Origin of the sequence: Paenibacillus swuensis (assembly GCF_001644605.1) — a bacterium.
Classification (GTDB): Bacteria; Bacillota; Bacilli; order Paenibacillales; family DY6; genus Paenibacillus_N; species Paenibacillus_N swuensis.
In genome coordinates this window covers 1,275,242-1,294,747 of the sequence record NZ_CP011388.1, presented here as the reverse complement: position 1 = coordinate 1,294,747, position 19,506 = coordinate 1,275,242, and the positions used below count along the sequence as shown (strand labels likewise).

The 19,506-nt window shown below is 50.6% G+C and carries 20 protein-coding genes; 16 read left to right on the top strand and 4 right to left on the bottom strand.

The window, feature by feature from the left end:
* Positions 1 to 9: 9 nt before the first annotated feature.
* Complete coding sequence (locus tag SY83_RS05410; RefSeq protein ID WP_068604970.1) at positions 10 to 780, bottom strand: isocitrate lyase/PEP mutase family protein; 771 nt, start codon at positions 778 to 780, stop codon at positions 10 to 12.
* Between the two features lie 176 nt (positions 781 to 956).
* Between SY83_RS05410 and SY83_RS05405 the strand changes: the two genes are divergently transcribed.
* The 10 genes from SY83_RS05405 to SY83_RS05360 all read left to right on the top strand — a co-directional run bounded on the left by SY83_RS05405 (position 957) and on the right by SY83_RS05360 (position 10,865).
* The gene (locus tag SY83_RS05405) at positions 957 to 1,514 is read left to right on the top strand and encodes a dihydrofolate reductase family protein (RefSeq protein ID WP_068604969.1); all 558 of its coding nucleotides are present in this window, start codon (positions 957 to 959) and stop codon (positions 1,512 to 1,514) included.
* A 21-nt stretch (positions 1,515 to 1,535) separates the two neighbouring features.
* Positions 1,536 to 1,982, top strand: a complete 447-nt coding sequence (locus tag SY83_RS05400) for an SRPBCC family protein (RefSeq protein ID WP_231891384.1) — start codon at positions 1,536 to 1,538, stop codon at positions 1,980 to 1,982.
* Between the two features lie 104 nt (positions 1,983 to 2,086).
* The gene (locus SY83_RS05395; protein ID WP_068604965.1) at positions 2,087 to 2,863 is read left to right on the top strand and encodes a DeoR/GlpR family DNA-binding transcription regulator; all 777 of its coding nucleotides are present in this window, start codon (positions 2,087 to 2,089) and stop codon (positions 2,861 to 2,863) included.
* Positions 2,864 to 3,017: 154 nt separating this feature from the next.
* Positions 3,018 to 3,830, top strand: coding sequence for a phosphonoacetaldehyde hydrolase (phnX, locus tag SY83_RS05390; protein WP_157279795.1), 813 nt, complete (start codon positions 3,018 to 3,020; stop codon positions 3,828 to 3,830).
* Positions 3,827 to 4,966 (top strand): phosphonoacetaldehyde reductase, encoded by a 1,140-nt coding sequence (locus SY83_RS05385; protein WP_068604963.1) that lies wholly within the window; start codon positions 3,827 to 3,829, stop codon positions 4,964 to 4,966. The genes phnX and SY83_RS05385 overlap by 4 nt, the downstream gene beginning before the upstream one ends.
* 31 nt (positions 4,967 to 4,997) lie before the next feature.
* On the top strand, positions 4,998 to 6,053 hold the full coding sequence (locus SY83_RS05380; protein WP_068604961.1) for a phosphate/phosphite/phosphonate ABC transporter substrate-binding protein: 1,056 nt from the start codon (positions 4,998 to 5,000) through the stop codon (positions 6,051 to 6,053).
* A gap of 33 nt (positions 6,054 to 6,086) precedes the next feature.
* Positions 6,087 to 6,893 carry a phosphonate ABC transporter ATP-binding protein gene (gene phnC, locus SY83_RS05375; protein ID WP_068604960.1) on the top strand — a complete coding sequence of 269 codons (807 nt, stop codon included), beginning with the start codon at positions 6,087 to 6,089 and terminating at the stop codon, positions 6,891 to 6,893.
* Positions 6,886 to 7,671: a PhnE/PtxC family ABC transporter permease gene (locus SY83_RS05370; protein WP_068604959.1), complete on the top strand. Its 786-nt coding sequence runs from the start codon at positions 6,886 to 6,888 to the stop codon at positions 7,669 to 7,671. The genes phnC and SY83_RS05370 overlap by 8 nt, the downstream gene beginning before the upstream one ends.
* Position 7,672: 1 nt before the next feature.
* Positions 7,673 to 8,497: a PhnE/PtxC family ABC transporter permease gene (locus SY83_RS05365; protein WP_068604957.1), complete on the top strand. Its 825-nt coding sequence runs from the start codon at positions 7,673 to 7,675 to the stop codon at positions 8,495 to 8,497.
* Between the two features lie 46 nt (positions 8,498 to 8,543).
* Positions 8,544 to 10,865, top strand: coding sequence for a laminin G domain-containing metallophosphoesterase family protein (locus SY83_RS05360; RefSeq protein WP_157279794.1), 2,322 nt, complete (start codon positions 8,544 to 8,546; stop codon positions 10,863 to 10,865).
* Between the two features lie 65 nt (positions 10,866 to 10,930).
* Here the strand turns inward: SY83_RS05360 and SY83_RS05355 are convergent, their stop codons facing one another.
* On the bottom strand, positions 10,931 to 12,277 hold the full coding sequence (locus SY83_RS05355; RefSeq protein WP_068604953.1) for an FAD-dependent oxidoreductase: 1,347 nt from the start codon (positions 12,275 to 12,277) through the stop codon (positions 10,931 to 10,933).
* Positions 12,278 to 12,396: 119 nt separating this feature from the next.
* Between SY83_RS05355 and SY83_RS05350 the strand changes: the two genes are divergently transcribed.
* From SY83_RS05350 to SY83_RS05340, 3 genes are all read left to right on the top strand, one after another.
* Positions 12,397 to 13,425 carry a LacI family DNA-binding transcriptional regulator gene (locus SY83_RS05350; RefSeq protein ID WP_068604951.1) on the top strand — a complete coding sequence of 343 codons (1,029 nt, stop codon included), beginning with the start codon at positions 12,397 to 12,399 and terminating at the stop codon, positions 13,423 to 13,425.
* 113 nt (positions 13,426 to 13,538) lie between these two features.
* A complete protein-coding gene (locus tag SY83_RS05345; protein WP_068604949.1) occupies positions 13,539 to 13,973 on the top strand; it encodes a VOC family protein in 435 nt (144 codons plus the stop codon).
* A gap of 92 nt (positions 13,974 to 14,065) precedes the next feature.
* Entirely contained in the window at positions 14,066 to 14,659 is a 594-nt protein-coding gene (locus SY83_RS05340; protein WP_068604947.1) for a YdeI/OmpD-associated family protein, read from the top strand.
* Positions 14,660 to 14,714: 55 nt separating this feature from the next.
* Here the strand turns inward: SY83_RS05340 and SY83_RS05335 are convergent, their stop codons facing one another.
* Positions 14,715 to 15,596: an SMP-30/gluconolactonase/LRE family protein gene (locus SY83_RS05335; protein ID WP_068604945.1), complete on the bottom strand. Its 882-nt coding sequence runs from the start codon at positions 15,594 to 15,596 to the stop codon at positions 14,715 to 14,717.
* A 13-nt stretch (positions 15,597 to 15,609) separates the two neighbouring features.
* Complete coding sequence (locus SY83_RS05330) at positions 15,610 to 16,425, bottom strand: IclR family transcriptional regulator (RefSeq protein ID WP_068604943.1); 816 nt, start codon at positions 16,423 to 16,425, stop codon at positions 15,610 to 15,612.
* A gap of 134 nt (positions 16,426 to 16,559) precedes the next feature.
* On the opposite strand from SY83_RS05330, the gene SY83_RS05325 reads away from it, so the two are divergent.
* The 3 genes from SY83_RS05325 to SY83_RS05315 all read left to right on the top strand — a co-directional run bounded on the left by SY83_RS05325 (position 16,560) and on the right by SY83_RS05315 (position 19,506).
* Positions 16,560 to 17,231 carry an RraA family protein gene (locus tag SY83_RS05325; protein ID WP_082882346.1) on the top strand — a complete coding sequence of 224 codons (672 nt, stop codon included), beginning with the start codon at positions 16,560 to 16,562 and terminating at the stop codon, positions 17,229 to 17,231.
* Positions 17,232 to 17,255: 24 nt separating this feature from the next.
* Positions 17,256 to 18,281, top strand: a complete 1,026-nt coding sequence (locus tag SY83_RS05320) for a zinc-dependent alcohol dehydrogenase (protein ID WP_068604939.1) — start codon at positions 17,256 to 17,258, stop codon at positions 18,279 to 18,281.
* Between the two features lie 67 nt (positions 18,282 to 18,348).
* Positions 18,349 to 19,506 (top strand): mandelate racemase/muconate lactonizing enzyme family protein, encoded by a 1,158-nt coding sequence (locus SY83_RS05315; RefSeq protein ID WP_068604937.1) that lies wholly within the window; start codon positions 18,349 to 18,351, stop codon positions 19,504 to 19,506.

The following is a 19,506-nucleotide window of genomic DNA, read 5'->3' as shown; positions in this document are numbered from 1 at the left end:
TAACTTCATTTATTTGGAATACAACATCGCCGTATTCCTCATCCCAGCAAGCTCCTTGGCGCGCGCCATCAGAGCTGCTCTACGGTCATCATAGAGCGCGTTGCCAAAGCTGAAACGTCGTACCCCGCATTCTTGTAGCTTGCGAACATCGGTAACATGCGGTAAAGACAGGACGTTTAGCGGAATCCCGATTGCGGAAGCCACTGCACGGATCTCCTCCATCTCCTGAATGCCTGGAACGAACAACCCGTCTGCCCCGCTGTCGGCATAAGCTTTACCTCTGGAGATTGTATCATGCAACGGCTGCTCGCTCATGAAATACGTATCAGTACGTGCATTCAAAAACAATCCCCCAAAACCGTTCGCGTCCAGTGCTGTTCGAATGTCCGTAAGCAATTGACTATGCTTCGCCACATCACGCATACCACCCTGACCTTTCAGCGAATCTTCCAGATTAATTCCCGCAACGCCGGTTTCCGCCATTCGAAGAACGTTGGTTATAATGGTCTTCGGATCTTCGGCATAACCCGCCTCCATATCAGCCGAAACCGGGATGTTCACGTGCTTCACAATTAACATTACCGTAGCTAGGTTATGTTCTAAGCTCATCTGCTCTCCGTCCGCCAAACCTAAGGTTGCGGCCATGCCCCAACTCGTCGTCCCAATGGCCGCGAAACCCGCCTGTTCCAGCGCGATGGCCGAATCCAAATCCCAAGCCCCTCCTAAGAACAATGCCTCTTCACCTTGATGTAACGCTTTGAAATGTTCATATTTATTCATCGATTCATGCTCCCCTAAATAGCGAATTGTTGTATTCGGCCTAGTATAAACCACGTTCCAGAATCACGAAAGCGATTCACACTGGTTGCGCAACAATACGACATTCTAAGCTCGAGAGAAACGATTCTGTTTATGTTAAACTACATGTAACACGAATCGGACAAGGAGGAACTACCATGCCAAACAATCAGGAACAAAGAAGAATTATCCTGGATCTAGCAGTGACATTAGATGGCTTTATTGAAGGCAAGAACGGGGAGATCGATTGGTGCATCTTGGACCCGGAGATGGGATTCGACGAATTTCTGGGTTCCATTGATACGATTTTGTACGGAAGAAAAAGCTACGACCTATGGGGCCAATATACACCGGAGACGAATGATGCGGATGCGGAATTTTGGAAACAGGTGCATAACAAAGACAAGTATGTCTTCTCCAAAACACAGCATAAAACCAACCCCAATGCCACATACATTAACGATCATATTGCCGAAGAAGTAGCTAAACTCAAGAGTGAGCCTGGGAAAGACATCTGGCTGTATGGCGGAGCAAGTTTGATCACTACCTTCATGGACTTAGGGCTTATCGATGAATTCAGATTGTCCGTTCACCCTGTGATTCTTGGAGAAGGTAAACCGTTATTTTCGGATATCAAAATGAGGGTGGAGTTACAGCTGGTGGAGACCAAACCTTACTCTTCAGGTGTTGTGCAATTAATCTATCGTAAACAATAATCTATGGATGGAGGAAACAACATGAACTCAACGCAAGTAGGAGATCGCGAGATCGTGATTACCCGTGTACTGGATGCATCGCGTGAGGTTGTGTATGATGCCTGGACGAAAGAAGAGCAACTATCGCAGTGGTGGGGACCGCAAGGATTCACGACGACTACGGAGAAGTTTGACCTGAGCCCAGGGGGGATTTGGCAATTTATCATGCATGGTCCGGACGGTGTGGATTATCCAAACACCAACATCTTTGTTGAGTTTGTGAAACCGGAGCGGATTGTTATTGAGCATGCGGTATTTCCTCATTTTGTGGCGACGGCCCGTTTGGAGGATGTGGAGGGGAAGACGAAGCTTACGTATAGCTGTGTTTTTGATGAGAGTGCCGAAGTGTTTGAGAAGGTGAAGATCTACGCCGTCCCGGGTGGGGAACAGACGATGGAACGCCTTGAGGAGCTCTTGTCCAAAAAGTAGGTCCCCATCCAACAAACCATCTGTTGTTTACTGAATCATGCTTTTTTGATACGATAAGCAAATAAAGCATGCACATTCACGCAAAAACACGGAGGAGAACGGTAATGCTTGCACAGGAGAGGCATCGATTAATACTGCTTGAATTGGAATCGAAGAGGCAAGTTACGGTTGTGGAATTAAAATCATTACTCCAAGTATCGCTGGACACGGTCCGCAGGGATCTGGAACGGCTGGAACGTGAGGACAAGCTGCAGCGTGTTCACGGTGGGGCTATTACCAAGAGTGAGGAGATTTCGACGAATCAGGCATTCTTCAAACGCAAGCTCACGCAGAACGAGAAGAAGCAGGAACTGGCGAAGTATGCTGTGGAGCTCGTGCAAGAGTATCAAGCGGTATCCCTCAATGCCGGTACGACGAATATCGAGGTTGCCAAGCACCTTGCGGCTCGCTTCGATAAGCTTACCGTGATTACGAATTCTCTGCGTATCGCCGATATTCTGACCAGTAAACCAGGCTTCACCGTCATTATTCCGGGAGGCTACCTCAATCATGAGGAATTCTCTCTGTATGGACGCTCGATTGAGGAAGAAATCATGAGCTTCAACAGTGACCTTACTTTTATCAGTATTAATGCCATATCGCTCGAGAAGGGGCTAACGGATTTCCGCCAGGGGGAAGCGGGAGTCATCAACGCGATGCTGAAGAGCGCTAAACAGAAGATCGTCGTTGCGGATTCAAGTAAATTCGAAACGGTATCGTACCTGAACATTTGCGGATTGAATCAGATCGATGCGGTTATAACGGACTCCTACATGGATGAGGAGCTGCAAGTCCTCTACGAACAACAGAATATCTCCATTATTAACGCAAGCCGAATGTAGCTTGCGTTTTTTTTATGTTTTCTGGATGTAAATAAAAGCATATAACAGTATATTATTATTAAGAATAAGTAAAATAACGCAAAAAGCATTGATCAACCACTATTTCCGTTCTATAATCGGAACTATTAAAGCCAACAAGAAAGTAGGAATCCTGATGACGCAACAAGAGCGTATTAAGGCGGTAATTTTGGATTGGGCAGGAACCGTTATTGATTACGGTTGTTTTGCACCTATGCATGCATTTATTCAAGTATTCGAGGAGGCGGGTGTACGAATCACAACTCGGGAAGCGAGAATTCCCATGGGCATGCTGAAATGGGATCACATTGAAGCGATTCTTCAGATGGAAAGAATCAAGGTTGCCTGGGCAGACAGGTATGGCAAGGAAGCGGTAAAGGAAGATGTGGATCGTCTCTATGTCCGATTCGAGACCATCCTCATGGAATCCCTTCAAACGTACACGGACCCGATCCCCGGCGCTTTGGAGACGGTGAATCAACTGCGAGAAGCAGGAATCGCAATAGGTTCTACAACCGGTTATACGTCCGGCATGATGGAGACCATTGTCCCTGAAGCTAAGCGGAAAGGCTATTCACCCGATTACTGGATTGCCTCGGATCAAGTCAAAGCGGGCCGTCCGTACCCCTACATGATATTTCAGAACTTGAACGAACTGGGTATCTTCCCGCCGAGTGCGGTCATTAAGGTGGGAGATACAGTGTCCGATGTTCTTGAAGGAAAGAATGCGGGCGTATGGACGGTGGCGGTAATTCGTGGAAGCAGCGAGCTGGGTCTAACCGAGGAGGAGGTGTATAGCCTGCCTGAGGATGAACTTGCGGTACGCCTGAATCAAGCCAGAAGAACATTCGAGGAAGCGGGAGCAGACTATGTGATTGGCTCCATCCATTTGCTTCCCTCGGTTATTGATGAGATTGAACGAACGAAACTGGAGCGTACAACTTCATGAACCAATACCATAATCCGGTAGCCATCTCCTTCGGGGCAGCCTCCGCGGCAAGTTTTGCAGAGAAGCTGCAGAAAAGTTATGCCCATGTAAGTCGTGTATTGATACTTACGCGAGGCGGTGAAGTGGAAAAGAACGGCATCTTGCAGCCCGTGCTGGACATGCTGGGTCACAAAGAAATTTTACAGCTGGAAGTTACTCTCTACAATCCCAATGTTGCCGATATCTACAACTTGAAGGGACAGGTCGCATCGTTCGACTACCAACTCATCGTGGCCATAGGCGGCGGCAGCGTAATGGATGTAGCCAAAGTTCTGTCGGCGCTGCAACGGATGAAGGTTCATTCGGTTGCTGAGGTCAGGGAGGCCATCGCAAGTGAACGATATCGGGAAGAGTATCCATATACACCGTGGATCGGTATCCCCACGACATCGGGTACGGGCTCTGAGGTCACCTGCTGGGCAACGGTGTGGGATGAGGAATGCAACAGCAAATATTCGGTCTCTGATGCAAGATTGTACGCAAGCGATGCGTTGATTCTGCCGGAACTGACCGTTACGATGCCGCTGCGATTAAGTATTGCTACAGCGCTGGATGCCATGTGCCATGCGACCGAGGCGTACTGGTCCATCCATACGAACCCGATTACCCGTGTATACGCGTTGCAAGCCATCGAGAGAATTCGGATCACGCTCCCCTTACTACTGGAGCAGCCGGATCAGCTCGCGTTACGAGAGCAATTGTCCTTAGCTAGTGTGCTGGCGGGGTTAGCTTTCAGCAATACGAGAACGACCGCTTGTCATTCCATTTCGTATCCGCTCACGATGCTGTACGGTATCGATCACGGCATTGCCGCCAGCATGACGTTGGCTTCGGTGATGAGACATAACTATGACGCGTTAATAGAACCGGACAAGCTGCTAAGCGCGTATGGCGCTGCGGATGTGGATGAGGTCGGTCTTTGGGTCAAAAGAATATATGAAACATACGGGTTACCAGGTCAGTTAGGCTCCTACGGGGTTACGGATGAAGGAATTCGCAAGGTGGTGTCGCTCTCGTACACCAAGGGAAGAATGGACAATAATCCTGTTGAAATTACAGCTGAACAGCTCGAACAAATGTTAGTTTCGTTGATGTAATGACAATAAAACTTAGGGGGCTTTTTTGAATATGAACAAAATGGTTGGACTTATCGCATTATCACTCATGGTAGTAACAGCGGGTTGCGGCAAACAAGCCAATAATACGGAGAAGGCATCCGCAGAAGTGCAGACGAAAGATACGATAACCGTGGCCTGGTACCCGAATGAATCCGGTGCGGAGATGGAAGGTGCCCGTGAAGAGATCGGGAAAGTGATTGCCGCGGCAACAGGCAAGAAAGTGGAACACAAGACAACGACGGATTACACCATCGCGATTGAAGCGATTGCGAACGGGAGCGCGGATATCGCTTACATGGGAGCGCAAGGGTATGTCGAAGCGAGAGCCAAGAATAAGGATGTGCAGCCTCTGGTTATAGCAAGCGGGGAATCAGGGACCGTTGACGATGCGGCCTATTACAGCTGGTTAAGCGTGCGCAAGGGCGAGGAAGAGAGTTACAAGAGCGGGGACGGCTATTCCATCGATTCCATTGTTGGCCAAAAGTTCTCCTTCGTCACAAATTCCTCGACGTCCGGATTTAAAGTGCCTTCAGCAGCAATCATCAAGCATTTCTCCCAGATGGACAAGTACAAGTCCCTGACAGTGGATGATCTTACGATTGGCGGCGAGGATAAATTCTTCAGCGATGTGCTGTACGGAGGTTCCCACCAAGGTTCTGCTGTCAATCTGCTAAATGATAAGGCGGATATAGCGGCATTCTGCGATACATGTGTCACGAACTATGTGGAATTAAGCGCAGGGGAAGAGAACACGGCAGGGGCGGTGTATAAGGTGAAACAGGGAGCCGCTGAACCTTTCAACACTTTGGAAGGCAAGGAGTTTACCGTTATTTCGGCTACACCGGTATTGAACCAGCCCTTCGTCATTAATGCAGGGACCGTAAATCAAGAGGATATTCAGAAGCTGAAGGATTCGTTCACATCGGATGAGGTCAAGAACAATTCGAAGATTTTCCTGGCGAAAGACTCGGAAGAGAAAGGCCTGTTCAAGCAGAAGAGCGGCAACGAACAATTCCTGACTGTGGAAGACAGTTTCTTTAATCCCATTCGGGAGCTATCGGAATAACCGGCATATGGATATCACTACAAGGGAGCAATTATGACAACGTTATTGGAATTCAGACAGGTGTCCAAGCAGTATGGCAAGGACCCAAGAGCATTAACCGATATTGAGTTTCAAGTTCATGAAGGAGAGTTTGTGTCGATTATCGGTCCCTCCGGGGCCGGTAAGTCAACACTGCTTCGTTGTATCAATCGGATGATTGATGCGAGCAGCGGCGAGATTATATTTAACGGCACGAACATCCTGAAATTCAATAAACGCGAGTTAAAGCACCTGCGAACACAGATGGGTATGGTATTCCAGCATTATAACCTGGTTGACCGGTTAACGGTGATCGATAATGTTCTGCATGGACGCCTTGGTTACAAGTCGACCCTGCAAGGGGTTCTGGGGCTGTATACGAGCGAAGAGAAGCATCAAGCCTTCGATACGTTAAAGAGACTTGGACTGGAAGATCAGGTCTTTAAGCGTTGTGATCAACTGAGCGGCGGACAGAAACAGCGGGTTGGCATTGCTCGCGCGCTTGTACAGAATCCGAGAATACTGCTGTGCGATGAACCGATTGCTTCCTTGGACCCGAACGCCTCCAGGGTTATTATGGAACATCTGCGCCATATTAGTACGACGATGGGCATTACCGTTATCGTCAACTTGCACCAGGTGGATGTGGCGTTGAAGTATTCAGACCGGATTCTCGGTGTGAATAAGGGCAGTATCGTGTATGACGGTCCGCCTCAAGGGATTCAGGATCCGGCGCAATTGTCCGCAATCTACGGGTCGGCGTGGAATCAGCTCCAGGAAGAGCTTGAGTCGAAGCGGGAGCGGGAGGTTGTTCATGTCTGATCATTATTTTGCACGTAAACGGATGAGGACGCTGTTCTATTGTCTCTTGCTGCTTGTCATGACGGCGGCTGCTATTGTCATTACAGAATTCGATGTGGTCACAGGGTTTACATCTATTCCTCAAGCGGCGATCTGGGTGTTCGACCATTTCTACCCCGATGCCAAGGCGATGAAGCGGCTCCCAGACATTATCGACAGCTTGATCGAGACTATTCTCGTATCCGTCGCAGCCACAACCGTTGCAGCTTTATTCGCCCTGATCTTCGCGATGGCTGGCTCCATTACGACAGGACGTGGCGGGATCTTCAGTGTGATCAGCCGATCCGTTGCAACCGTCTTCCGGAACATTGATGTCGCTGCGTGGTCCATGATTCTGCTGATTTCATTCGGTCAGAACGTGTTGACGGGGTACCTGGCGCTATTCTTCGGGTCCTTCGGGTTCCTCACCCGCGCGTTTATCGAGACGATCGATGAAATGAGTAACAGCTCAGTTGAAGCATTGAAATCAACGGGAGCCGGCTATCTCACCATCATGGCTCAATCGGTCATCCCATCCTGTATTCCGCAGCTCATCAGTTGGGTGCTGTTTATGATGGAAACCAATATCCGTCAAGCGACATTAATCGGTATTCTCACAGGTACGGGGATTGGATTTCTATTCAGCTTGTATTACAAAAGTCTGGATTTTCATTCTGCCTCATTGATCGTCATCGCCCTTGTCCTCACCATTGCGGTATTTGAAACGGTTTCTAACTACATCCGAAAGGTGATCATGTAATATGAAACTTCAAGATCGCGGGTTAGAAACCTTGAAGCCGCCGTATAACAAGCAAGCGATGATCATCCGGCTCACATTACTGGCTTGGGCTGGGTTAACGGTGTTGGCTTTTGCAACATTCAATTATAAGGATATTGAAGTGATTCCTGCCGTTGTGAAGACCGCGGATATCCTGAAGACGATGTTCCTCCAGCCTCGATTCAGCCACCTTACGTTCACGGACGCCTTAGGACAATTGATGATTACGGCGGGGCTTGCGTTCTTAACTACGATGCTCGGCGCTCTGTTCGCCCTGATCCTTGGGCTGTTGGCTGCGAGCAACTTGTCGAATGCCAAGGTGTCTGTCGCGGTGAAGGCGGTCGTCGCATTCATTCGGGCCGTACCTACGGTGTTGTGGGTGTTGATCTTCGCGATTGCTGCCGGGCTCGGAAGTGTAGCCGCCGTCATCGGCATGACGTTCCACTCCATCAGCTATCTCGTCAAGGCTTATTCCGAAGCCTTCGAAGAACTGGGGCAGGACGGAATTGAACCGCTGAAGGCGAGCGGAGCAAATTGGCTCCAGATTGTGTTTCAAGCGGTGCTGCCTTCATCAATTACGTATTTAATATCATGGACCTTCATGCGGTTCGAAATCAACTTCGCCGTTGCCTTAGCGATGGGCGCTGCGGCAGGGGCGGGAGGCATCGGTTACGACCTGTTCATGGCAAGCGCCTACTACTACGATGTGAGGGAGATTGGCGCCATTACGTATCTCATTTTGGCTTTTGCAATTCTGCTTGAGCTGCTGGCTGGACGAATTAAGAAGAAGATGAGAGCTCACGAGTGAGTTAGGAAGCGGGTAGTTGTTGTTCTATTTTGAAGAGGAGGGAAAGATGTTGGTTTATAAAAGGCTAAGCAGATTTACGGTATGGATGATGGTAATGGTGATGGGGATTGGAATGATGGCCACAACGTTCAGTATGGGGGCACCGGATGCGGCTGCCGAGCGTCAAAGTGTCACCTTCCAGCCTACGCGCTATGCTGTCATGAATAAGGCCATAGAGAAGATTCCAACGACAGTGGAAGCATGGGTAAAGCTCAAGCCGGCTGTAAACACACGGCAGATCATTATCGGTAACTATAAGGACGGCACTCAGAACAGCTGGTCGCTTGAACTGACCTCCGATAACCGGTTACGTTACTGGGAAGAGTATGTTGACGCCCAAGGTGTGAAGCGTAATATGCCGAATCTGTACGTCACCGGTGTGGATGTCGCCACCAACGAATGGATGCTGCTGTCGGTTGTGCGCGATGTTACGAATAAGGCCATCCTCTTCTACAAGAACGGTGTCAAGGTGTTTGAACGCACGGGATATACAACCATTGCTCCTGAACAGACGCCTTCCACGCTTCCGATGCTCGTGGGAACCGATTATCGGAAGTCCATGTGGCTGAACGGACAAATCGCCGAAATTCGTACATGGGACGATCTGCGTACGCCAGCGGAGATTGCCCAGTATGCTGCGGCGGACATTACAGGAAGTGAATCGGGGTTGTCCCATGCGTGGCGGTTATCGGATGCCGCGGGCATATACCCGACAACGACGTTCATGGACATGGCAAGAACGAATCCTGTGAACTTGACAGCGGAGGGCTTCCTTACGTATCCGTATCCGCCGTCCGGTGCGAGCTTCGCAAACAGCTCGGTGCAATATGCCGCGAAGAACAGGTTATCGTCGACGCCAAGAACGTTCGAAGCCCGCGTGAAACTACCGAAGGATCTGCAAGGGAATCGCGGCGGCGTTATTGCGGGCAACTTCATGGACATGGGTTATTACAACTATGATATGGCCTTTGTGAATTTCGAGGTAACAGCGAATGGGGAACCAAGGTTGTACTGGAAGAAGTCGGGTGTCGTTCAGGATATGGTCTTCACCGGCGTGGATCTGCGGCAAGATCGATGGATGCATGTAGCTCTCGCGTTTGATGATGCGGCCAATGAAATTCGTTGTTATCTGGACGGGGAGCTGATGTCTGTTCGGATGAATGCGGATTTTCAGCCGGAAATTCCTGCCCAAGCGTTGAAGATCGGCGGCGATTATCGTGCGAACAATACGCAATACTTCAAGGGCGGCATTGCGGATGTGCGTGTCTGGTCCACCGTCCGGAGCAAGGATGAAATTGCGGCACACCTGCAGACGGAACCTGTAAACCCGGCTGGACTCCTTGGCAGCTGGAAATTCGATGCGCCAGTGAACGGCATTTATGCGGACAAGTCGTCCCATAGCAATGACATAACTGCCTTCGCGGATTGGATTGAACCGAACATAGCCAAGGGGGATCACAGTCTGGTTTTCCTGCCGGATACCCAATTCCTTGCATCGACATATCCAAACGCGTTCTACAACCTGACGAATTGGATTAAAGCGAACAAGCAGGAATATAACATTCAGGCAGTTATGAGTCTGGGGGACATTGTAGATACACACACCAGTACAACGCAGTGGCAGGTTGCCCAGAACGCCATGAACACTCTGGACGGCGTTGTCCCCTACATGATGATGCCGGGCAATCATGATATGCGCATGTCCTTAACCAGAGAAACCATTAACTATAATAAGTATTTCCCGTATGACAAGTTTTCGCAGCTTTCCTATTTCGGCGGCGCCTATAAAATGGGATATATGGACAACGTTTACTACTACGTTACTGCAGGCTCGAAGAAGTATATGATATTCAGTATCGCGTTCGCACCGACGGCCGACATCTTGCGATGGATGAATGAGAAGATTGCCGCGAATCCGGACAAGAATGTCATTATCACTACACATTCGTACTTGTACTGGAACGGTGAGCAGTCGAATGCGAACACGCCCGCGACCTCATCCAAATATATCAGCGATGCGAAAAATGCCGATGAAATCTGGAATGACGTGGCCAGTCGTCATAAGAATGTCGTTCTTGTCGTATCCGGCCATATTGGCTACCCGGATATTGCGAAGCGAGTAGATACAGGGGTGCACGGCAACCGGGTTCATCAGATGCTGGCGGATGCCCAGGGCATGGACCTGAACGGGGGATTGGGTATGTTAATGATGTTAACCTTCCACAAGGATAGCAATAAAGTGGACGTTAACTGGTACTCCACGGAGAAGAACAAGCTGTTCCGGGAACGTAACCAATTCAGCTTGGATCTGAATGTCGTACAACCATAATATAAAGCCTGGACAAGTCGGGGAACCGACGAGTCCAGGCTTTTTTTAGAGACACTCAACCCTTTCTAGTTCAGTAACGCGCCGCCGGCCGTCAGCACCTCTTGCAGCTCTTGAATGTTCACTAGGGCAGGGTTCACGCCGTGCTTGACTGATAATCCAGCGGCTGCGCCTGCGGCCTGGCCTGTTGCCATGCAACTCGGCGTCAGACGCGTGGTGCCCAGCGCTTCATGCGAGGTTGAAATGCACCGTCCGGCAGCGAGCAAATTCTCGATATTCTGCGGCAGCAAGCAGCGGTAAGGGATATCATATGCGCCGTCCCCTTCAACCCAGGCCACTTTCACATCTTTCTCCTTCGGATCATGAACATCCATCGGATACCCGCTGCGCGCAATCACATCTTCAAATGATCGTCCTTGAACAACATCCTCCGCTTGTAACGTGTATTGCCCCTGAATTCTGCGCGTCTCCCGAATCCCGATCTGTGCGCCTACTGCGGATATCGATGATTTCTCAAAACCGGGCAGCGTCTTCATAAACGCGGCAACCTGAAGCACTTGCTTCCGTCCTTGCTCTTCCGCCTCGGTCAAATCCTCCACGTTCGTTCCGTCAAGTCCCTGAACACGCGTTGTATTCACCAGCACCTCATCCGCCTCGGGTCCGATGAAGAACAGCACTTGATCGCGGTTGATCGGGAGATCGGCTTCTTTCCAATGTTTAAAATATCCCATGACACCGGACAACGGCAGTTCCTTCAATTCGGAGAAAGGGGTTTTGTGATAAAATTCATCCGGATGATCCATCATATATTGCTTTACAGCATCCAGGTTCACGCCGCGCAAGCGGAATTTCATCGTCATCGGCTGCGTCAGCTTATCGCCTTCGCGGCCTTGCAACACCGGTGCGCCTGATAAATAAGCCAAGTCGGCGTCCCCGGTGGTATCAATGAACACTTTACCTTTCACATCGATGCGTCCGGATTTGGAGGTCAGCTGCACCGACTCAATCCGGTTGTCCGATGTCGTTACCGAATCAACAAAGCTGTGGAATAACAGCTTGACGCCTGCTTCTTTCAGCATATCGACAGCCAATACTTTGTACACTTCCGGGTGATAAGGCGTAATGGTGTTCACGAATCCGACCGTATCTCGCACATGGCCCGGGGATGCGTTCATCGCCGCAAGGCGGTCAATGATCTCTTGCGCCAGCCCTTTAATGACTTGCTTTCCGTTAACGGTATGGAACGTCATCCAAGGGTAGACGAGCGCTGCGGTCGACATGCCCCCGATGAATCCGTATTTCTCTATAAGTACGGTTCGTGCCCCGCTGCGGCCCGCGCTGATGGCGGCATTCACTCCGGCAGGACCTCCCCCGACTACAACAATATCCGCTTCAATGATGCTTGTAGATGTCATCTGATATTCTCCTTCAACTTGTGGATTTGAACTCAGTATAGTTTAAATTTAACCTTACTTTTAGTTTAACTTTAGTTTAAAATTGGATATAAATCGTTCAACGAAGGAATTGAAGAGGTATGAAAAAACGGATCACACTGCATGATTTGGCGCATGAGCTTGGATTATCCATTCAGACCGTTTCCAAAGCACTGGGCGGGAAGCCGGGCATGTCGGAGCAAACCCGCAGCGAGGTGTTTAAGCTGGCTCGGGAGCTGGGTTACTTAACCAAGGACCAGCGGCAGACGCTGCAACTGGAGCGGGTGTCTCCTTATCCGCTCATTCAGCGCCGCTTCCTGCTTGTTCAGAACAAGCAATCCCTCAACTTCAACCGACTGTTGCTGCAAGGGCTGCATGAACGTTTCATGGAATTCGGCCACACGGTGCAGCCCTTGGTTATTCCGCCGCAATTGAAAGTGTCCCAATTCGGCCGCTGGGCTGAAGAACAGGGGGTACTTCTTGCAGAAGGCTTATTCATAGCGCCCCGGATGAGCGATGATGAGATGGAGCGGCAATTGCTGAACCTGCCTCTTCCTCGAATTTTGCTCAATTTCCCGCCGCCCGAAGCGAAGGTCGACAGTGTCATCTGGGATGCCTACGAAGCAATCCATCAAGCGGTAAGAACGCTGCTCAGGCTGGGACATACTCGAATTATGTATGTCGGGGATATATATAATCAGCGTGGATTTGTCCTGCGGTGGCAAGCTTTTCATGAAGCGATGCGGGATGCCGGAATGTCTGTCCGGTCTGAAGAACACGGCATTCACCGGGATGACGATCAGGAATGGCTGTCCCGATTCGAGACGGTGTTTCGTACGTACCGTCCGACGGCTGTTGTGTGCGGGTTAGACGATGAGGCGGAATTGGTCTATCATGCACTGCTTCGCATGGGTGTATCCGTGCCACAGCAGTGTTCGTTCATGGCGTTGTTGAACGAGCAGAGGGATACCCTGCCGCTATGCTCGCGACCGCAGCTGCTGATTCGGGAGACCGGATATCGCGCCGCGGACCGTATGCTTTGGCGAATCGCGAACCCGCATCTGCCGTATGAACATGTGAGGCTCCAAGGATCTTTTATCGCGGGCAGTACAGTACAGAAGCAAGTGTAATCAGCGGTCTTGATTGAAAATGTTGACTTTTGTTAAAGATGAATACAGTGTTCTCATGTATGGTGTATAATGGTAATGCTTGTCCAAATTATGCTGTTAGAGGAGCTGTTCACATGTCAATCAGCTTGAATCCGTATCTGAACTTTGAAGGAAACACGAAAGAAGCGGTTTACTTCTATGAGAAAGCGCTGGGCGCCAAAATTGTAGTGCTTCAGACGTTCGGTGAGCAACCCGAGAACCCGGACTATCCCTTAACAGATGAGATGAAACAACTTGTAATGCACGCACACTTGAAGGTAGGAGACGGGGACCTCATGTTCTCCGATACGTTCCCGGGCATGCCCCATCAGGCGGGCGGCGACTCCGTTCAGATTGCGCTTCACCCTACGGACGAGAACAGAGCAATAGACATCTTCGCGGCACTAGGCGACGGCGGACAGGTGGTCATGCCGTTGCAGAAGACGGACTGGAGTCCGCTGTACGGCATCGTGAAGGACAAGTTCGGCATTACGTTCCAAATCAATGTGCCTGGCGAGTTGAACCAATAACATAGAGACCGGGCCATGCGGGAGGTTATGCTGCTTCGCTCGGTTTTTCTTTTGAAATGATAAGCAATTAGGATAGAGGAGTGTTTTCCTTCATGGTAAAAAGTATCAAGAGTCGTAAAGTGGATGGATTCATGAATAAGGCAAAGCAGTGGAAGGCGGAATTTGAGGAGTTAAGAGAGATTGCTCTGGCATGTGAACTGACCGAAGACATCAAATGGATGCATCCTTGTTATACGTTAGACAATAAGAACATCGTTTTGATTCATGGTTTTAAGGACTATTGCGCTCTTCTGTTTCACAAAGGTGCTCTGTTGAAGGATCCTCACGGGCTGCTGATCCAACAAACGGAGAATGTACAAGCGGCGCGCCAGCTGCGGTTCACGAATGTTCAAGAGATTATTGAGAAGGAACCGATCATAACAGCTTATATTCTTGAGGCTATTGAGATTGAAAAGTCAGGCGTGGAAGTGGAGTACAAAGAAAGCAAGGACTTCAAGATTCCTGAGGAACTTCAGACGAAATTTGAGGAGATGCCTGCGTTGAAGGAAGCTTTTGAAGCGTTGACGCCGGGGAGGCAGAGAGCTTATATCCTTAATATTTCAGATGCTAAACAATCCAAAACGCGTGCGGCGAGGGTTGAGAAATATACGCAGCAGATTCTGGACGGTAAGGGATTGAACGATTAGGTTTATGGAAATGCAAGAAGAACCGCGGACACATTACGTGTTGCGGTTCTTATCGTTAGCGGATTCGATCAATGGGCCGGCCCTGCGCGTTCACTTTGGCGCGGAAGAGCCCGCCCGCAAGCGGCTGTTCTGCTGCGCGTTCCGAATCTTCCTGGCTGATTCCCGCGGTGGTGATGAACAGTTCGTCGAATTCGGGGCTGCCGAAGATACACGAAGTGACGCGGGCAGCGGGCACATGCACGACAGCAAGACGTTCTCCGGTCTGCGGGTCCCACCGGGATACCTTCCAGCCGTCCCACTGAGCGACCCACAGCATTCCTTCCCGGTCGATGGTCATGCCGTCGGGAACGCCCTCGCCCTCCGGCAAGCGGACCACAACCCGTTCGTCGGACAGATTCCCGCTAGACGGATCGAAGCGGAAGGCGGACACGACTCGCGTCGGGGAGTCGATGAAATACATCGTTGCGCCGTCTTCCGACCAGCACAGACCGTTCGAACAGACAAGTCCGTCTCGGCGAGGCTCAATGGCGCCGTCTTCACGCAATCGGTACAACGTGCCCGTGGGCTTGGAATCCTGGAGCGGCATCGTGCCCGCCCAGAAGCGGCCTGTCGGGTCGCACTTGCCGTCATTGAACCGATGCTCGGGCTGAGGGGAATCAAGCTCCGCAATCAGTTCAAGCCGGCCGTCAGCCGGATCCATAGTAAAGAAACCTTGCCGAAGGGCGCAGACAAACGTTCCGTCCTCTCGAATCCCGAACGAACCGATGCTCTGTCCCACATCGTAATTCCTCGCAGTTCCTTCTTCAAGATGATAAGACCAGATCTCATGCCGCTTGATATCAATCCAATAGATTTGCCCGGTACGCTCGTCCCATAACGGACCTTCACCAAGCTCATTCCTACCGTTGTATAACAAATCTGCTTGATACTCCACCATCTTCTTCGCCTCCTTATTCGGGTATGTTGATTGGAAACTCTGTGTCGGTATAACCCAAAGCTTGCGAAATCTGCAATGCCGTCTTTCTTACGAGTTCTCCGATCATCGGAATCTGTTGTACGCCCAAGTCATTCCGGAGCGCGGTAATGCTGATGGCCGCCCGAAGCTGTTGCTGGGCATCGAAGATGGGCGCAGCCAGGCAGCGCACACCGAGCTCCCCTTCTTCGTCCTCAATCGCGTAGCCTTGGGAGCGGATTGTCACCAGAGCTTTCTTAAACTCGTCCGGGTTCGTAATCGTATGATCCGTTCGGCGGGGCAAGCCTTTCTCGTCAAGGATGGAATCCAGAAGCGGGAGAGGTAAATAAGCCGCCAATGCCTTGCCGACACCGGAGATATGCAGTAATTGGCGTTGACCGATGTAGGTGGAAAACTTCACAAATCCTTCATTCTCCTGTTTCTCGATGTACAACGCCTCGCCATGATCAAGGACAGCAAGGTGTACGGTATAGTGGCTGCTATCTCTAAGCTCCCGCATGAAGGGTCGAGCCAGTTCCCGTATATCCATCTTGTTCAAAATAGAGGCGCTGATCGTCAAAAACTTCGTTCCAAGCGCATACTTTCCGTCCTCTGTCTTCCGTATATAAGATTGGCTTTCCAACGTGTTCAAAATAAAGAAGGCGCTGGTCTTGGGAATCTCCAGCAATTTGCACAAATCGCTTACACCCATGGGGTCGGCTTGCTCGGCAAGCGTCTCAATAATAAGCAAAGCTTTATTAAGAGCGGGTACATTATATTTCGTTGAGGCTTTATCTGTTGAGGTTTTATCCATAGGTACTCCTTATTAATAAACAGTGTTTAGTTCATAATATCTTATTTTTCGTAGGAATAAAAGCTTGAATTCTCTGAAAATTCATTTTATAGTTAATATACAAAACGATGTTTATAATAAATGGAGGAATGAATATGACCTTGTTCCACAACGATGAACAATTATTTGAGCTTATGCAGGCACAGCTATACGCGGCGGTGATCAGTGACAGTCTGGATGATCTGGGATACCGTAATCAGGCCATGCGTGAGAACATTCGTCCGCTGGTTATCGGCAGCGAGATCCTGGTAGGCCGAGCCAAGACGATCCTTTCCGTCGATGTATATCATATTCAGGAAAATCCTTACGACATGGAGATCCAATCCATCGACAGTATCAAACCGGGTGAAATTGTGGTCGCGGCGACAAACCAATCCGTTCGCAACGGCATGTGGGGGGAGTTGCTCTCGACGGCATCCAAGATGCGTGGAGCGCGAGGCGCGATTGTAGACGGGCTCATTCGCGATACAGCCAAGATAACAGAGTTGGATTTCCCCGTATACTGTACCGGCTTTAAGCCTGTTGACTCTAAAGGCCGGGGCATAGTTATCGATTACGATTGTCCGGTAGAAGCCGGCGGCGTGCTGGTATCTCCGGGAGATATCGTATTCGCGGACCGAGACGGCATCGTCGTGATTCCGAATGCGGTGCTGGAAGAGGTAATTGAGAAAGCGTTGGCGAAAGTAAGCGGAGAGAATAACACGCGCAGAGAGTTGTTTGAAGGAAAGTTGTTGCGCGAGGTGTATGACAAGTACGGTGTTCTGTAACCTGTAGATGATGGAGGGAATTCAATGCGAGCGCTCGTATGGAAGGTAGACGGCAAGGTTCATCTGGAGCGGGATTACCCGCAGCTGAAAATTTCAACGCAAGAAATATTGGTACGCGTGCAAGCGGAAGGCGTATGCATGACGGATGTGCATATGGTTCGGGGCGCATTGGACTTTGCAAAGCCGCCTTGGGTGTTGGGGCATGAAATAGCAGGTATTGTTGACGAGATCGGATCCGAAGTAACAGGGTGGCAAGTCGGTGACCGCGTAATTGTAGATCCTGTCGTTGCCTGTGGAAGTTGTAAACACTGTTTAACCGGCAAAAAGTACTTATGTCCCAACGGCGGGGAACTGGGTACGACCCGGGGAAGCGGCGGGTACGGAGAGTTTGTCGCTGTGAAACCGGGGAATTTATATCGTCTTCCGGAGGAGCTCAGCTTCGCGGAAGGGGCCATGATGGAGCCGTTGAACTGTACGCTCGGCGCCATGGAACGTGTTCCGAACGTCGTCGGCCACGATGTTCTCGTGTTCGGACCGGGGCCAGCCGGCCTGCTGTTCGTCCAGCTGGCTAAAGCGTACGGCGCCCTGCGCGTAACGCTCGTCGGGACCAGCCGTGATCGGCTGGACCTGGGCAAGCGGCTTGGGGCCGATGAAACCGTGCTCCTGAGCGAAGGGCCGCTATCGGAGCAACTGACAGGGCTCGAGTTCGGCATCGTGATCGAAGCCTCCGGGAGCCCCGAAGCCGCGCGCGACTGCTTCCGATACGTGGAGAGCAGCGGCACGGTGGTGTTGTACGGGCTAAGCGGTTCGGGGGAACCGAACCTGCAGACCGATCAGATTGTGAGGAAGGATCTGACGGTTGTCACCTGTATTTCCGCTCCGCTCTTGTGGGAGAAGGGGATTCGGCTGGTTCTGGCCGGCAAGGTGAACGTCCGTGATCTTATTACCGATACCTATCTATTCGAGGAAGCCGAGGAGCCTGTGAATGAGATTATTGAGGGAAAGCGAGTTGTCACGAAAGCGATGATTCGATATCCAGATCAAGCATAGATCAACTGATATGGAGTATTTTGCAGAAACTAGACCATGAACCGAAATCATAATCGGAGGAACGAATGTGAAAATTACATCGATTGAATTATCCGTGCTTGAAAGTCCTTACGCTTATGGGATGGCTGATGAAGCAACAGATTCCAGAGGACCCAAATACGCATTGATCGTTAAAGTGAATACGGATGAAGGCATATCCGGTATTGCCGACTGCGACTCGCATCCCCATATTATGAAGACGTTAATTGATGCGCCTACCTACATCGCGGGTTTCTGCGAGGGATTGAAGCACGCGGTAATTGGCAAGAACCCTTGGGAATACGACAAGATCTGGAGTGATATGTACCGAGCTTCCTTCTACCACGGTCGCCGCGGCGCGGCCATTCACGCGATGAGCGCCATTGACGTCTGCTTGTGGGACATTATCGGAAAAGCAGCGAGGCAGCCTGTAAGCGTTATGTTGGGCGCCCGTAATCATGAGCGGATTACGGCTTATGCCAGTACCCTGTTCCGCCCGACGCCGGAAGGCATGAAAGAAGCGGTGCGGAAATATCGCGACCTTGGTTTCAAGGCGATGAAGTTCGGGTGGGGCGTCGTGACGGAGGACCCGAGGAAAGCCGTTAAGCTCGTAGAGGCCGCCCGGGAAGAAGCCGGGCAAGAGATGGACATCATGATTGACGGCATGTGGACCTCGGATGTGAAGCTCGCAATCCAGATCGTGAAGGAGCTTGAGCGGTACAATGTCTTCTTCGTGGAAGAACCGTTGAAATCGGATAACCTGGAAGGCTATCGCAAGCTGTCGAATGCTGTAAATGCGCGAATCGCTTGCGGCGAGCAGCTCGGCGGTCTGTACGAGTACAGGCAGCTTATCACGGAAGGCGACGTGGACGTCATCCAGCCCGACATTACGAGAGCAGGCGGACTCACCGAAACACGCAAGCTTGTTACGATGGTTGAGCAAGCCGGCAAGCTGCTTATCCCGCACGCATGGACGTCGGATATCCTCACCGCCGCTTCCCTGCATCTCAATGCGTATCAGCTGAATCCGGTATTTCAGGAGTTTTGCACGAATGATACCCCTCTAAGCCGCGATCTGGTGCTGAACCCCCTGCGTCTGGAGGCGGACGGCACTCTGCAGGTTCCGGGCGGTCCGGGGCTTGGCGTTGAATTAAACGAAGAAGCTGTTCGCAAGTACACCACGGATTACGTCTTGATTACAGCATAG

What these genes read in the sequence shown, in the direction of transcription:
- SY83_RS05410 (WP_068604970.1), bottom strand. Translation starts at nt 780, where the DNA reads ATGAATAAATATGAACATTTCAAAGCGTTACATCAAGGTGAAGAGGCA.
- SY83_RS05405 (WP_068604969.1), top strand. Translation starts at nt 957, where the DNA reads ATGCCAAACAATCAGGAACAAAGAAGAATTATCCTGGATCTAGCAGTG.
- SY83_RS05400 (WP_231891384.1), top strand. Translation starts at nt 1,536, where the DNA reads ATGAACTCAACGCAAGTAGGAGATCGCGAGATCGTGATTACCCGTGTA.
- SY83_RS05395 (WP_068604965.1), top strand. Translation starts at nt 2,087, where the DNA reads ATGCTTGCACAGGAGAGGCATCGATTAATACTGCTTGAATTGGAATCG.
- phnX (WP_157279795.1), top strand. Translation starts at nt 3,018, where the DNA reads ATGACGCAACAAGAGCGTATTAAGGCGGTAATTTTGGATTGGGCAGGA.
- SY83_RS05385 (WP_068604963.1), top strand. Translation starts at nt 3,827, where the DNA reads ATGAACCAATACCATAATCCGGTAGCCATCTCCTTCGGGGCAGCCTCC.
- SY83_RS05380 (WP_068604961.1), top strand. Translation starts at nt 4,998, where the DNA reads ATGAACAAAATGGTTGGACTTATCGCATTATCACTCATGGTAGTAACA.
- phnC (WP_068604960.1), top strand. Translation starts at nt 6,087, where the DNA reads ATGACAACGTTATTGGAATTCAGACAGGTGTCCAAGCAGTATGGCAAG.
- SY83_RS05370 (WP_068604959.1), top strand. Translation starts at nt 6,886, where the DNA reads ATGTCTGATCATTATTTTGCACGTAAACGGATGAGGACGCTGTTCTAT.
- SY83_RS05365 (WP_068604957.1), top strand. Translation starts at nt 7,673, where the DNA reads ATGAAACTTCAAGATCGCGGGTTAGAAACCTTGAAGCCGCCGTATAAC.
- SY83_RS05360 (WP_157279794.1), top strand. Translation starts at nt 8,544, where the DNA reads ATGTTGGTTTATAAAAGGCTAAGCAGATTTACGGTATGGATGATGGTA.
- SY83_RS05355 (WP_068604953.1), bottom strand. Translation starts at nt 12,277, where the DNA reads ATGACATCTACAAGCATCATTGAAGCGGATATTGTTGTAGTCGGGGGA.
- SY83_RS05350 (WP_068604951.1), top strand. Translation starts at nt 12,397, where the DNA reads ATGAAAAAACGGATCACACTGCATGATTTGGCGCATGAGCTTGGATTA.
- SY83_RS05345 (WP_068604949.1), top strand. Translation starts at nt 13,539, where the DNA reads ATGTCAATCAGCTTGAATCCGTATCTGAACTTTGAAGGAAACACGAAA.
- SY83_RS05340 (WP_068604947.1), top strand. Translation starts at nt 14,066, where the DNA reads ATGGTAAAAAGTATCAAGAGTCGTAAAGTGGATGGATTCATGAATAAG.
- SY83_RS05335 (WP_068604945.1), bottom strand. Translation starts at nt 15,596, where the DNA reads ATGGTGGAGTATCAAGCAGATTTGTTATACAACGGTAGGAATGAGCTT.
- SY83_RS05330 (WP_068604943.1), bottom strand. Translation starts at nt 16,425, where the DNA reads ATGGATAAAACCTCAACAGATAAAGCCTCAACGAAATATAATGTACCC.
- SY83_RS05325 (WP_082882346.1), top strand. Translation starts at nt 16,560, where the DNA reads ATGACCTTGTTCCACAACGATGAACAATTATTTGAGCTTATGCAGGCA.
- SY83_RS05320 (WP_068604939.1), top strand. Translation starts at nt 17,256, where the DNA reads ATGCGAGCGCTCGTATGGAAGGTAGACGGCAAGGTTCATCTGGAGCGG.